The sequence below is a fragment of the Desulfosporosinus sp. Tol-M2 genome (assembly GCF_059735615.1).
Genome location: NZ_JCAIJG010000168.1, coordinates 5,606 through 17,231, shown reverse-complemented (window position 1 = coordinate 17,231; position 11,626 = coordinate 5,606). Strand labels below are relative to the sequence as shown.

At 43.7% G+C, this 11,626-nt stretch carries 13 protein-coding genes; 10 read left to right on the top strand and 3 right to left on the bottom strand.

The window, feature by feature from the left end:
* The 6 genes from AC6I5A_RS12660 to AC6I5A_RS12635 form a co-directional block, all read left to right on the top strand.
* Nucleotides 1-339, top strand: a 339-nt coding sequence (locus AC6I5A_RS12660) for a type II secretion system F family protein (protein ID WP_034616604.1), incomplete at its 5' end; no start/stop codon positions are given.
* A 50-nt stretch (nt 340-389) separates the two neighbouring features.
* A complete protein-coding gene (locus AC6I5A_RS12655) occupies nt 390-719 on the top strand; it encodes a DUF192 domain-containing protein (RefSeq protein ID WP_034616599.1) in 330 nt (109 codons plus the stop codon).
* Between the two features lie 24 nt (nt 720-743).
* On the top strand, nt 744-1,967 hold the full coding sequence (locus tag AC6I5A_RS12650; RefSeq protein WP_497900741.1) for a coiled-coil domain-containing protein: 1,224 nt from the start codon (nt 744-746) through the stop codon (nt 1,965-1,967).
* 18 nt (nt 1,968-1,985) lie between these two features.
* Nucleotides 1,986-2,957 carry a pilus assembly protein TadG-related protein gene (locus AC6I5A_RS12645; RefSeq protein ID WP_052168084.1) on the top strand — a complete coding sequence of 324 codons (972 nt, stop codon included), beginning with the start codon at nt 1,986-1,988 and terminating at the stop codon, nt 2,955-2,957.
* Between the two features lie 323 nt (nt 2,958-3,280).
* Nucleotides 3,281-5,023 carry a phospho-sugar mutase gene (locus AC6I5A_RS12640; RefSeq protein ID WP_034616592.1) on the top strand — a complete coding sequence of 581 codons (1,743 nt, stop codon included), beginning with the start codon at nt 3,281-3,283 and terminating at the stop codon, nt 5,021-5,023.
* Between the two features lie 48 nt (nt 5,024-5,071).
* On the top strand, nt 5,072-5,635 hold the full coding sequence (locus AC6I5A_RS12635) for a DUF502 domain-containing protein (RefSeq protein ID WP_034616590.1): 564 nt from the start codon (nt 5,072-5,074) through the stop codon (nt 5,633-5,635).
* A 24-nt stretch (nt 5,636-5,659) separates the two neighbouring features.
* Here AC6I5A_RS12635 and AC6I5A_RS12630 read toward each other — a convergent pair whose 3' ends face one another.
* The gene (locus tag AC6I5A_RS12630) at nt 5,660-6,013 is read right to left on the bottom strand and encodes a YggT family protein (RefSeq protein WP_052168083.1); all 354 of its coding nucleotides are present in this window, start codon (nt 6,011-6,013) and stop codon (nt 5,660-5,662) included.
* 253 nt (nt 6,014-6,266) lie between these two features.
* Here AC6I5A_RS12630 and AC6I5A_RS12625 point away from each other — a divergent pair, with 253 nt between their 5' ends.
* The 4 genes from AC6I5A_RS12625 to AC6I5A_RS12610 all read left to right on the top strand — a co-directional run bounded on the left by AC6I5A_RS12625 (nt 6,267) and on the right by AC6I5A_RS12610 (nt 10,508).
* On the top strand, nt 6,267-8,108 hold the full coding sequence (locus AC6I5A_RS12625; RefSeq protein WP_034616587.1) for an ABC-F family ATP-binding cassette domain-containing protein: 1,842 nt from the start codon (nt 6,267-6,269) through the stop codon (nt 8,106-8,108).
* Nucleotides 8,109-8,261: 153 nt separating this feature from the next.
* A complete protein-coding gene (coaE, locus tag AC6I5A_RS12620) occupies nt 8,262-8,864 on the top strand; it encodes a dephospho-CoA kinase (protein WP_034616583.1) in 603 nt (200 codons plus the stop codon).
* 83 nt (nt 8,865-8,947) lie between these two features.
* On the top strand, nt 8,948-9,529 hold the full coding sequence (locus tag AC6I5A_RS12615; protein WP_034616581.1) for a lytic transglycosylase domain-containing protein: 582 nt from the start codon (nt 8,948-8,950) through the stop codon (nt 9,527-9,529).
* Between the two features lie 130 nt (nt 9,530-9,659).
* Nucleotides 9,660-10,508: an Mrp/NBP35 family ATP-binding protein gene (locus AC6I5A_RS12610; RefSeq protein WP_034616578.1), complete on the top strand. Its 849-nt coding sequence runs from the start codon at nt 9,660-9,662 to the stop codon at nt 10,506-10,508.
* 158 nt (nt 10,509-10,666) lie between these two features.
* Here AC6I5A_RS12610 and AC6I5A_RS12605 read toward each other — a convergent pair whose 3' ends face one another.
* Both AC6I5A_RS12605 and AC6I5A_RS12600 read right to left on the bottom strand, forming a co-directional pair.
* A complete protein-coding gene (locus AC6I5A_RS12605) occupies nt 10,667-10,909 on the bottom strand; it encodes a hypothetical protein (RefSeq protein WP_034616576.1) in 243 nt (80 codons plus the stop codon).
* 244 nt (nt 10,910-11,153) lie between these two features.
* Nucleotides 11,154-11,387: a hypothetical protein gene (locus AC6I5A_RS12600; RefSeq protein WP_034616572.1), complete on the bottom strand. Its 234-nt coding sequence runs from the start codon at nt 11,385-11,387 to the stop codon at nt 11,154-11,156.
* Nucleotides 11,388-11,626: the final 239 nt, after the last annotated feature.

Here is an 11,626-nt window from a genome sequence, read left to right as displayed (position 1 = left end):
GGCCCCCTGGTGGATGAACTGAGCATCGCGTATAGGGAGATGACGATGGGCAGGACACGCAGGGAAGCCTTGTTGGACTTAGGGGAACGAAGTGGGGTCGAAGAGGTGCAGTCCTTTGCCCGGGCGGTGGTACAGGCCGGTCAGATGGGGATCTCCATTAAAAATGTGTTGCAGTCACAGGCGGAAGTTATCCGCCAGGCGCGCAGAAACAAGATCGAGGAGAAGGCCATGAAGATATCGGTTAAAATATTGATCCCTATGACTTTATTTATCTTTCCGGTGATCTTTATCGCACTGCTGGGCCCTGCAGCTGTTAATATCTACAACCAATTTAAATAAAGCCCACGAAGTTGAGGATAATTCGCTGAGCTGGAGAAGAGGGGGACACCATGTTTATTTATGGTAATGAACTGCTATTGGCGGATCAGGTAAAGTCTGCAGATACTTTCTTTCAAAGATTTGTCGGCCTGATGGGGCAAAAGAGCCTGGGTGGCGGGCAAGGGTTACTGCTTAAAAATTGCTCTTCTGTCCACTGCTTTTTTATGCACTTTCCTATTGATGTGGTATATTTATCTAAGTTTATGGAGGTGCTTTATGTCGAAACGATTCAGCCCTGGCACATTGGCAGTTTTGTAAAAAAAGCCAAACATGTCCTGGAACTTCCAGCCGGGTCCGGACAAGGCCTCAGTGCAGGAACACAGATCAGTATTGAAGCGTAATTATCGGCAATAATGGGAGGATTCATGATGACAGCTATTCAATCAGACGGCAAACCGGAATCTGAAAGCAAATCAGAATTTGATTTCAAAGAGTTGAATGTGGATAATGGCAAGAGTATTGTTGAACAGCTGCGGGTGAAAACTGAGGAAATAGATCTGAATCAGTATTTAAAAAAAAGCCTGGGGGGCTATACCAAGCAATCTGTTTTAGAGTACCTGGGCCGTCTGCGAAAGCAGCAGCAGATAACGGCAGCGACTTTTTCAAGCAATATGCAGATTTTACACGACGAAAAAGAAGCCTTGAAAAAAGGCAATGACATTTTGCAATCCCGTCTTAGTACAGTGGAAAGCAATTATGAAAATCTCTCAGAATCCATCCGCCTTTTTGAATACGAAAACAAAGACTTCACAGTTGCGGATGTCATTGGGCTGAAAAGCAAGAACTCCGTGTTGGAAGGTGAGATCAAAAAGAATCAGCATGAGAGAGAGGGTCTTCATGTCCAGTTGGACCGTCTGAATGCTGCAAACCAGGATTTGAAGACCAAGCTGGAACAGGCCAATCAGGAAATTGCTGCTCAGAAGCAGCTGGTGATGGCGGAAAAGATCGAGACGAAAAGACAGCGGGACATTGTTACGGATACCTACAGCCAACTGGAAACTCAGTTGGATCAGAACAATTACCTCACTGAACTCATGTCCAGCGGGGAGTTGGCGCAAACAAAGGTTAAAGTCAATAACCTTCTGGAACAGCTTGCATCTCTGAGTGACCTGAATGCGAAATTGATTTCCGACAGCAATATGAAGGATCAAGCCATTGAAACCCTCAAGAATCAGATCGAGTTAGTAAAACAAAAGGCTCATTCTCTGTCACTGAACCTGCAAGAAATGAACGGACAGAATGACAAATTATTTGCGGCCAACCAGGCATTAACCAATCAACTTGAAGAGGAATATAAGAAAGCTATTGCCCATGTTCGTGAACGCTCCGATATTATAATGGAGAAACTTTCAGCAATAAATAAGCTAAATGAAGCAAATACTACAATTTCTATTCTGGAACAGCTGCTTGATAAAGATAAAAAATCTGGCGATCTTCGTACAATTTATCGCAATATAAATGACCTTGAATACAAAAAAGATGTTGCGGAAAAGCAACTTCCTGAGGATAAATATCAAACAGTGATCGAACTGAAAAGGAATATTGAAAAGCGGCTGCCTGCCGATAAAGAAGCCGATGAGGCTGAATAAGTAATAAGAGGGAATTAGATGAAAAAGCTTATAAAAATAGCTAAAAATGAAGATGGTCAAGCAATAGTACTGGCAGCTTTATTAATGGTGGTTTTAATGGGTTTTGCTGCTTTCGCCGTGGATATAGGTAATGTGGCTCTTGCGAAGGCCAAACTACAGAATGCTGCCGATGCAGCAGCTTTGGCCGGAGCACAGGATTTGGGAACTGCCAACGATCCTGCGGATACTGCCAAAAATTATGCGGAAATGAATGGGGTTGAAGAATCGGAAACCACGGTCACGGCTCCTTATAATAGTGATTCCACTAAGATTAAGGTTGAATGTACAAGAACAATTTTTCATACGTTTGCCCAAGTTTTGGGCTTTACGCAAACAGATGTATCAGCATATGCGATTGCCAAAAAAAATTCCCACTGGGCTGGAGAAGCATTACCTTTTATCAACCTGGATGATGATTATACTGATGCAGATTATGCAAATGCTCCAAATCCACAGATAGAGTCCTGGGAAAAGACAACTTCCGGAGATTTTGAAAGTATACATCCCTATGATTACGAAGTTATAAACAGCCTTGAATCCGATGCTTATTTTAAAGTTCACTATAGCGACGGTATAACCTTAAAAAAGGGTGTAGTTGCCAATGGCCCGGAAAAATTAAAAGATAACCTGGAAATATATTATCAAAATCATGAAAATGAAACTGTATATGTTTTCAGTTTACAAAGCAATATCATTAATGATACCGCTAATCAAGGAAAAGTCATGTTGGCGGATGGAACATACAAATATTTATATGGTAGTGGTGATGATAAATTAAAAGAAGGAGATGTAATAGATTTAAGCCAAATGGTTCTTCTGGAATGTACTTTTGATAATTATGCGGATAATACGCTTACATTAACAGTTAACTGTGTATATGATATATGGAATGGTATAGTTCCAACAAATTTTGTAATACCTGAGGCTGCTTCTTCAAGATTAGTTGACTAAATGTATGCTCCAGCTTTGGGGGAATGTTCGTAGTAGTATTGATCAATTCACAAAAGCCAAAAATAAAAGCGAGTTTCTTAATCTTAATAAGATAAGAAGCTCGCTTTTATCTTTGGAACCGGATATGTTTCTAACATAACTTAAGAGTTCATCCAGACCTTGGAATTATGGGGGTCATTATTTCCGGTTATAGCGACTTAGTCCGAGATTAGGTTGCTAATTTTTACTAGTCAGGCGGAGTATGTTATACTCACATAAAAGGGAACATTATCCAAGAGGAATCTGTTTTTTATGAAGACAAAAATGATAGGAGGTAAGTCAGGTTGAACTTTCAAGATCGCTACCGCTTCTGGTCAGAAAACTCCTACTTTGATGAAGAAATACGGCAAGAGCTGGGGCAAGTGATTGAACCGCAAGAAATTAAGGACCGCTTCTATACGGATTTGGAATTTGGTACCGGTGGTTTAAGAGGAATTATGGCAGCAGGCACTAATCGTATGAACAAATATGTAATAAGGAAAGTAACCCAGGGTTTGGCTGAATGTGTTTGCGATCAGGGGCCGGAGGGTATGAAGCGGGGGGTGGTTATTGCCTATGACTCACGGAAATACTCACCGGAATTCGCTCTTGAAGCAGCCTTGATTCTTGCCCGGAACGGAGTTAAGGCCTATCTCTTTGATGCGCTTCGTCCTACTCCGGAGCTTTCTTTTGCCGTACGGCAATTGCATGCTCTGGCAGGAATTGTGGTGACGGCCAGTCATAATCCTAAAGCGTATAACGGTTATAAATTATACTGGGAGGACGGCGGACAGGTTCCTCCGGAGCATGCGGATCAAATCCTTGCGCGTATTAAAGCGCGGGAAGATTGGATCGGGCTGGAACCCATGCCGCTGGAGGCGGCTAAGGCCAGCGGTTTGCTGGAAATCATAGGGGAGGAAATCGATCAACTTTATCTTGCTCAGGTCCTGGAACTTGCTCTGCACCCGGAACTTGACCGGGAAAAGGGGGGAGAACTGCGGATTATTTATACGCCTCTGCACGGAGCCGGAAACATCCTTGTCCGCAGGGCTTTGGCCGAACTTGGTTTCAGTTCGGTCACCGTTGTACCCGAGCAGGAGCTCCCTGACCAGGAATTTACAACTGTCCCTTACCCAAATCCAGAAATTCCGGCGACGTTCGAACTCGCCCGGAAATACGGAACCCAAATACAAGCCGATCTTCTCCTGGCAACAGATCCGGATGCTGATCGTTTAGGCGTGGTCTTGCGTGATCCTCAAGGGGACTTTACTCAGCTCACCGGAAATCAAATTGGAGTTTTGTTAACCTATTATATCCTATCTCAAAAAAAGGCCTTAGGAATCCTTCCGGGAAACGCCACGATCATCAAAACAGTCGCCTCAACCGATTTGGCGGATGAGGTTGCCCGGTATTTCCATGTCCGTGTAGAAAATGTGCTGACCGGGTTTAAATTCATTGCCGAAAAGGAAAAAGAAATGGAAGAAAGTGGATGGGGAACCTTTCAGTTCGGCTTCGAAGAGAGTTATGGGTATCTTGCCGGGGATTTTGTCCGGGATAAAGACGCAGTTATTGCCTCTGTCCTCTTGGCGGAAGCGGCCATTTATTATCAACAGGTTGAAGGACGTAACCTTTTTAATGTCCTTGAAAGTATATATCAACAATTTGGCTATTACCTTGAGGACCAGGAGTCCCTCACCCTGGAGGGCATTCAAGGAAAAGAAGAGATGGCGAAGATCATGGATTCACTTCGTCAGGAAGAAATCCGGGAACTGGGCGGGACTAAGATTAAGAAATTCGATGATTATGAACAACGTATCGGTAAAGATAGTTCGACAGGACTAACATATCCCCTCACGCTTCCCCGTTCGAATGTTTTACGATTTTCCTTTCATGGTGGGGGATTTGTCATGGTACGCCCCTCGGGAACGGAACCCAAAATAAAATTTTACTTTTCAATCAAGTCAAACACTCTCTCAGAGGCAGAGGATACTCTGCACAAGATTAAAGCTGATGTTATGCGCCGGATTGCCCGCATACGATCCGTCTGATGAGAAATCAAGCTGTTTGGTTATTTTATTGATATTGGGGGAGTAAATTTGAAAAAAGTTATCGGAATTTTCCTGAAGGGTCTCTTAGTCTTAATCCCAATTGCGATTACATTCTACATTCTGTATAAAATGTTTCTGGTAACTGATGGATTATTCAAAGGTTTACTGGAGCGTGCCGGCTTATATTTTCCTGGGCTCGGAGTGATTGTTACACTTGCCGTAATCTTTCTGGTAGGTTTACTGGCCTCAAATTGGTTCTCGAACAGATTCCTGAATTATTTTGACAGGATCTTTACCAAAATACCACTTTTTGGTAATATCTATGCGATCGTTAAAGATACGGTGAATTCCTTTTCAGCGAACAAAAAGGGCTTGTCCCGTTTAGTAGTTGTAAATATGTCCAATGAGCTTAAGCTTTTGGGATTTCTAACGAATGACGAAGAAAGTACATTTATTCCAAAGGGTTACGTGGCAGTCTACTTAATGCAGTCAATGCAATGGGCCGGGAATCTGATTCTTGTACCGGAACAGAAAGTTCAACAGCTCGAAGTATCTGCCGAAGAGGCTATTAAGTTTATTGCTTCTGCCGGGCTTTTAAGCAAAAAAGCATAATTATTACGTGAGTTCAAGGAAAGGTTAAAGCTTTTCCAAATTGTTTATTCTAATTACCCCAATCAACTTAATAATTCCCCAAGCTATTACAGCATAAACTGCAATTCCTACAAGTGTTGCCGGTTCTAAAATAGCCTGGATACCATTCATGGGCGCAACAGCTGTCTGGAATATCCCTGTGAAGGGGACCAATAACACGTTGGTAATCGCGTAAATCATTGAGACAAATCCACTTGTTGGATTCGCGGCTAATAGTTTAAAAATAAATCTAAACCCTAATAAGATTTCCAAGACACCAAGAACGTAATAAACAATACTTTTCGCTTGAGCAAAGACTTTGTCTTGTGACAAAACGGAAGATGCATTCGGATGTTCCATTTTTTAGTCCTCCATTACTTTAGTATAGTAGTCTATAGTAATTATTTCCGAACAGTAAATAGATTATTAGTATGAATGCTATGAAAATACAATAATTTCTTTTTTGCGGCGAGGTCTAATGAGTGACTTCTGGCGTTTGTTCGAGAGCAGGGGGTATGATATAGTTTAAAGGCGAAAGATTGATGGTTGACAGAACACTTATCGCCTTTGGATGCAGAGACACTGACGCTTGATAAAGGGGCAAACTTGAGAAATGAGTGTTTTATTTTGCCGGGATTGCGGCGTTGATATTTCCGGAGAACCGCTTTTTCGGCGGATCAGTTTTGCTTTGGAACAGGGGGAAAAAGCTGCGCTGGTTGGCCCGAATGGTGCAGGTAAAACTACACTGCTCCGGGCCTTCTTAGGGGATGTGCGTTTAGAAAACGGAGAAGTACAAGTTCTTGGCTCCTACGGGTACCTTCCCCAAACGCCGGTTGTCGAAGATGAGGGGAACGTCTTTGAGTGTATGCTCCGGGAACGGGCGGATTTGATGCAAATGCAGGCACAGCTGCGTGAATTAGAGGAAAAGATGGCGCTCACCCCCAGTGAGAAAGTCATGGAGCAATATGCGGCTTTAACTGAAGTTTTTGAAGGCCAGGGGGGATATGCCCTCGAGGCCTTGGTTCGGAGAATCCTGGCGGGACTTGGGCTGGAAGCGGAGATGAGCTCCTTGGTCACCTCGTTGAGCGGGGGGCAAAAGACGCGGCTGGCCTTGGGTAAGCTGTTGCTCAGGTCGCCCGAACTTTTGATTTTGGATGAACCTACGAATCATTTGGATATCGGGGCTCTGGAGTGGCTCGAAGGGTATTTACGGGATTATCCGGGTGCCCTGTTGATTGTTTCTCATGACCGTTACTTTTTGGACCGTACCGTGACCCGGGTTTTTTGCCTGGAAAACGGGGGACTAAAAGGGTATAGCGGGAATTATTCTGAATACGAATTACTAAAGATCCTGGAAAATAAGACAATAGGCCGTGAAGCCGAACGTCTTGCCCATAAAATTGCCAAACTTGAGGAGTATATTCGCAGAAATAAGGCGGGGGTTAATTCCAAACAGGCCCGTGGCCGGGAGAGCCAACTTCAGAAGCTTAAACCGATCCAGGTCACCAAGCCAGACCATGGACTCTCTATGACATTACAAAGTGGAGGCCGTAGTGGAGATCGTGTTCTTTTGCTTGAGAATCTTTCCATTACCTTTGGGGCGCGTACTCTTTTTCAGAACGTTCAATTGAATTTACGACGAGGAGACCGGGTTGCCTTGTTGGGCAAAAATGGGATTGGTAAAACCTCGCTTCTCAAGGCGATTCTCAATCAGGTCTCTTTTGCGGGAACGATACGCTTAGGGGCGAATGTAAAAGTCGCTTATTATTCCCAGGAACATGAGAATTTGCGCGATTCCGGAACGATCATAGACGAAATTCGAAATGTCTCCAGGTTGAAAGACCTAGAAATCAGAAGTTTACTTGCCCGGTATGGTTTTCGAAATGATGATGTTTTCAAACGCATTTCTGTGTTGAGCGGAGGGGAAAAGAGTCGTTTGGCTTTATGCAAACTTTTCCTCGAGCAGGGGAACTTATTATTATTGGATGAGCCGACCAATCATCTTGATGCGGAAACCCGTGGTGTGTTTGAAGAAGCCCTTTTAGACTATGATGGCACCGTGCTCGTTGTTTCCCATGATCGTTACTTTCTGGATAAAATCGTCAATAAGATCGCGGAACTTACGACCCAGGGACTTCTCCTTTACGAAGGAGATTACACTGGTTTTAAGGAATATAAACAACAAGAGGAAGCGATCGTCACCCCGGTCGAACGAAGTGCTAAGCCGGGTTGCCAAGACCGGCAGGAAACCCGTAATCTGGCGCGGGAAAAAAAGCGGCTGAAGCAACTGGAGCTGGAAATCGAAGAGTTAGAGTCGGCGCTCCGTGTCCTGGAATCAGAACTCGCTTCAGCGGATAGTAATTATGAATTAACGATGCAACTGCATGAAGAGAGCGAAACAATCAAGAAACGCCGAGATAGTGTCTTAGAGGAATGGATTGACGTGAGCGAGTAGTTCATCATAAGTGGCATTAACCTGGATTATAATGTTATGCGTAGGTCAACAGATGGCTGGCAAAATACCAGAAAACCGGACTGCCAAAGCGGAATATTTACCGGTAGCTGTTTAATTTTGCTCGGCCTGGTTAATTGATTCGAGGTGAGGTATGTGTATATTATCGGGCTTACAGGTGGGATCGGAAGCGGCAAATCTATGGTTGCAGAGTGGTTTAAAAAGCAGGGGGTTCCTGTGTTGGATGCTGACAAAACGGTTCACCGTTTGTTCCAATCGGATCTGTCGACCATATCAAAACTGGTCCATGAATTTGGGCCTGAGATCCTTGGAGATAATCAGGAAATTAATCGTTCGAAACTTGGTATTCGGATTTTCCGTGATGCAGATGCGCGTAAGCGCCTTGAGCGCATCGTGCATCCGCGCGTGGTAGAGTGTATGAAGGATAAACAAGCAGCGCTTCAGGCTGCGGGAGCAAAATTTTGCGTCTGGGACGTACCTTTGCTCATGGAAACAGGGTTTGAGGAATTTGTCGACGAAGTCTGGGTTGTGTGGGTGCCACGGGACCTTCAGATTTTACGCGTTCTTGAGCGGGACAAGTTAAGTCTGGCTGAGGTGGAAGACCGTATTGCTGCCCAAGGGTCGTTAGATGAAAAGCGTCAGCAAGCAGATGTAGTTATTGATAACTCTGGAAGCGAGTTGGAGACGGAGCGGCAGCTTGAGGAAATATGGGAAAAACATATGGTTAATAATCGTTGAGGCGATGCAATATAATTTAAGTAAATGTGAATGATTGAATGTTCATCCATACATCCATCCATAAACGTGAAGAGGGAAATGTGATGGTAAAAAAGCGGAAGAAGCATCGGACCATGGGCAAGAAATTATTTATTTTTTTGGGAATTGCAATCCTGGCGGTTTTTAGTATATTGAACATTCCATTCCTGGAGAAGATGATTTATCCCTACCCCAATCGGGCGATCATAGAAAAATATGCCGAACAGTACGGAGTTGACCCGCTGCTTGTTGTTGCCGTAATCCGGGAAGAAAGTAAGTTTTTTTCGCAATCCGAGTCACCTAAAGGTGCAAAAGGGTTAATGCAGCTAATGCCTGGTACGGCACAATCGATCGCTGAAAGTCTGGGAGATAAAACATTTAATGAAGAGGATTTACTCAATCCAGAGAAAAATATTCAATACGGAACATGGTATTTAGCTAGTTTGCAAAGAGCGTTTGCCAATAATACGATGTTAGTCACCGCTGCCTACAACGGTGGAAGAGGACATGTCCAGGAATGGATTAATAACGGCCAGCTTGACCGGAATAATATTCGCTTACAGGATATTCCATTTAAGGAAACCCGGGATTATGTAGGACGTGTCATGAAAAGTTATGCACAATACAAGAAACTTTACCGTAAATAAGCTGTACAGCTCGGGCTGCTAACACCCTCCAGGGAAAACTTGACAAAGCAAGAATCGGGGGAGTAAGATGAATCCTGATTAGTTCCCTATACAATTGGGGAATGAAGTTGATTAAAAGGGAGGCACTACCGTGAGCGAGTCGTGTAATAGCTGTTCGGCAGCTGGGACATGTACAACTGATAGTTGTTCCAGTGAACCACAAGTTTCAGAGGCTCAAAAAGCGAGCCATGTTGGCAAAGTGATTGCTGTCATGAGCGGCAAAGGAGGAGTAGGTAAATCCTCTGTCACAAGTATGTTAGCCGTGAGTCTGAGGCATCAAGGGTATAAAGTAGGGGTTTTAGACGCGGACATAACCGGCCCAAGTATTCCGAAAATCTTTGGAGTAACGGGAAGAGTCGGGGTCAATAATACGGGTATTCTTCCTTTAAAAAGCCGGGCCGGTATTCAAATAATGTCGTTAAATCTTATGATAGAAGCCGAAGATGACCCGGTTATTTTGCGTGGACCAATGATTGCCCAACTCGTCAAGAGGTTTTGGACTGACGTAATTTGGGGTGAGCTGGATTATCTGTTGATCGACTTGCCTCCCGGGACGGGGGATGTACCGATCACGGTATTCCAGACGTTACCTGTAGATGGAGTCGTTATCGTGACCAGCCCGCAGGTACTGGCGAATATGGTTGTTCGGAAAGCGATTAAAATGGTCCGAAAATATCAACCCCCAATTTACGGGCTGATTGAAAATATGGCGTATGTGCAATGTCCGGATTGTACGAATCGGATAGAAATTTTCGGGAAACCAAAGGGCCAGGAAGAAGCGAAACGAAATGCTATCCCTTACTTGGGAGAACTTGCCATTGACCCACTATTGGCTGAGTTATCGGATGCCGGTAAAATCGAAGATTATCCAGCCCCAGCCTTCGATCAGATCGCTAAACGTTTAACGGAACAGGTTATGTTGACAGTGATAAGCAGCTAGCCTAAACATCTAAGTGCACATCATGCGTTGGCGTAAATGTTCCTTGGATTGCGTTGGTATCAGACATGACAAAAGACCCGCGTGTTTGCCCATGACCGGTAAACAGCGGGTTTTGACATTGGTGTAATGTTGCTTCCACCTAAATAGATCAGAAAAGACTAACCTTTGCGCTCAAAACCGAGTACCTTTAACGCTCTTTGGATAACGCTGAGTAATTTTTGTAGTAGGGAAGATTCATTCTGATTTACCGAAGACTCGATCGTGTCATTATTTTCCTGTGAATTATTCATAGCTTCTGTTGCTTGTTGTTGAATCGAGTCGTGTAATTCTTCATTAGTGATCTGACCATCTGCCGCTCTGTGATTCTTAAATAGCCGGACAGTAACATATTTCTTTTTCATAGGATCCCCACCTCCTTCATTTGATAAGAACCAGTAAATAGTTTATCTATATTAAGATATGATGGACTACGTCAATTGTTTATCTTATTCAATAAGTCCAGTTGGTGTTCATAGACCGATTTTGACGTTCAAAAAATGGCATGGTGGATTGTTATCAATCCCCATGCCATTTCCTATGGCACAACAACCTTTAAAACTTGAAGGGAAACCCATGGAAAGACTCTGCCCCTAGTTCAAACAAAGATTATTCAGACACAAACGTAATCTGACAGATTGGGATTCGAACTAGCGGACGGATTCCATCGATTGGTTTTCCCATGTTGGCATAGAGTTGAGCCTTGGTCAATAATGCAACTCCATCTCGTATTCCGCCAAAATGGCCAACCCAATAACTTGAATCTGTGCCTATTCCCAAACGGGTACCGATTGGATAATTGTCAAATAAACCTACAATAATCCCTCGTAATCTAAATAACATATGATTGCTCCCCTTCCTTTTCATTTGCCACAATGTGGCGACATAAGATAAGAAGTTTGGGATAGGCTTTGGGGATTATTGTTACTTCATGTTATGTACAAGTTTTTTAAAGTGTGACAAGTTAGCAAAAGAGCAGGCTATTTTTGTGCCTGCTCAAAAAATGGGAACATCCTCAATATGCACTTATACCCGAATCTTTACTAGCGCCTTCTGTCGGCGCCTTCTGTCGGCACCTTCTA

Excerpts from the sequence above, each read along its gene's own strand:
- AC6I5A_RS12655 (WP_034616599.1), top strand. The coding sequence starts at position 390 with ATGTTTATTTATGGTAATGAACTGCTATTGGCGGATCAGGTAAAGTCT.
- AC6I5A_RS12650 (WP_497900741.1), top strand. The coding sequence starts at position 744 with ATGATGACAGCTATTCAATCAGACGGCAAACCGGAATCTGAAAGCAAA.
- AC6I5A_RS12645 (WP_052168084.1), top strand. The coding sequence starts at position 1,986 with ATGAAAAAGCTTATAAAAATAGCTAAAAATGAAGATGGTCAAGCAATA.
- AC6I5A_RS12630 (WP_052168083.1), bottom strand. The coding sequence starts at position 6,013 with ATGGAACATCCGAATGCATCTTCCGTTTTGTCACAAGACAAAGTCTTT.
- AC6I5A_RS12625 (WP_034616587.1), top strand. The coding sequence starts at position 6,267 with ATGAGTGTTTTATTTTGCCGGGATTGCGGCGTTGATATTTCCGGAGAA.
- AC6I5A_RS12615 (WP_034616581.1), top strand. The coding sequence starts at position 8,948 with ATGGTAAAAAAGCGGAAGAAGCATCGGACCATGGGCAAGAAATTATTT.
- AC6I5A_RS12605 (WP_034616576.1), bottom strand. The coding sequence starts at position 10,909 with ATGAAAAAGAAATATGTTACTGTCCGGCTATTTAAGAATCACAGAGCG.
- AC6I5A_RS12600 (WP_034616572.1), bottom strand. The coding sequence starts at position 11,387 with ATGTTATTTAGATTACGAGGGATTATTGTAGGTTTATTTGACAATTAT.